Consider the following 1,216-nt stretch of genomic DNA (forward strand, 5'->3'; position numbering starts at 1 on the left):
CCTGGGTGCTGGGGGGTGGCGGGGTGGCGTTGCTGACGGCGGCGTTCGTGGCGCTGTGAGGCGGGCGCGGCACCCTCAACACCCGTGCGAGACCTCTTCGTTCCCTGGCCGTGCTTGACGGGCGCATGACCACGTCGGGAAGCTGAACCGCCCCCTCCACATCTTCCCCGTTCATTCCTCGAAGATGGACTGTTCATGCGAACCCTGATCCGCACCGGCGCGCTGACCGCCGGTGTTTCGGCGGCCCTCGTGATCGCGCCCGTCGCGCACGCCGCCTCGCACGACTCCCGGCCCGGTGACCACGGGACGGTGAAGATCCACGACGCGAAGACCGGCGAGGAGCTGCGCCGGAACGAGCCGCACGTGTGCACCTTCTACCTGGACGCCTTCGGATTCGACGCCGGGCAGGCGGTGCACTGGCACATCGAGGCCTGGGCGCCCACTGCCAAGGTCAAGGGCGAGACCGTGAAGTCCGGTGACCTCACCCTGAACGCCGACGGCCACGGCCGTACGGAAGACCTGTCGCTGCCCGACGGGCACTACAAGCTGTTCTGGAACTTCGACGGCGAGAAGGGCGCCGCGAAGCACAAGACGTTCTGGACGGACTGCGCGCCCGGACCGGTCGGGTCCGGCACCACTCCTGGCGGGTCCGGCACCACCCCTGGTGGGTCCGGCACCACGCCGGGCGGATCGGGCAGCACGCCCGGCGAGTCCGGGTCCACGCCGGGCGGGGCGGCGTCCTCCGCGCCCGGCACCCCCGCCACGCCGGGCACCCCCGCCACGCCGGGCACCACCGCGGCGCCCACCGCGGGGGCGGCCTCGTCCTCGTCCTCGTCCTCGGGCGCGGCTCCCGCCGCCTCCGCCTCGTCGTCCCCGTCCCCGCAGGGCGACGCGCAGGGAGACCTGGCCGAGACGGGCAGCAGCGCACCGATCGGTCCGCTGGCGGCCGTCGCCGCCGCGCTGGTCGCGGCGGGCGGGCTGCTGGTCGTGCTGCGGCGCCGGGCGCGGCGCGGCTGACCGGTCCCACCGCACGGGGGTGCCCCCGGGGGCGTACGTCCCCGGGGGCACCCTTCGGCGTTCCGGCGGCGATCAGCCGGTGTTGCGCAGGCCGGCCGCCACGCCGTTGACGGTCAGCAGCAGGGCGCGGGCCAGCAGCGGGTCGACCTCCTGGCCGGCGGCCACCGCGTCGCGCTGCCGCTTGAGCAGGGCGACCTGG

At 75.0% G+C, this 1,216-nt stretch carries 2 protein-coding genes; one reads left to right on the forward strand and one right to left on the reverse strand.

What is annotated here, in order from left to right; translation table 11 throughout:
• The first annotated feature begins 195 nt into the window (after positions 1-195).
• A complete protein-coding gene (locus GV126_RS35110; protein ID WP_159675440.1) occupies positions 196-1,017 on the forward strand; it encodes a hypothetical protein in 822 nt (273 codons plus the stop codon).
• Between the two features lie 72 nt (positions 1,018-1,089).
• On the opposite strand, the gene GV126_RS37545 is transcribed toward GV126_RS35110, so the two are convergent.
• The coding region (locus GV126_RS37545) for a phosphoenolpyruvate carboxylase (RefSeq protein WP_159675436.1) at positions 1,090-1,216 on the reverse strand (127 nt) is incomplete at its 5' end.

The organism is Streptomyces mexicanus (assembly GCF_902506575.1).
GTDB lineage: Bacteria > Actinomycetota > Actinomycetes > Streptomycetales > Streptomycetaceae > Streptomyces > Streptomyces mexicanus.

Bases quoted from the DNA above. Each gene is read 5' to 3' on its own strand.
- GV126_RS35110 (WP_159675440.1), top strand. From the start codon at position 196: ATGCGAACCCTGATCCGCACCGGCGCGCTGACCGCCGGTGTTTCGGCG.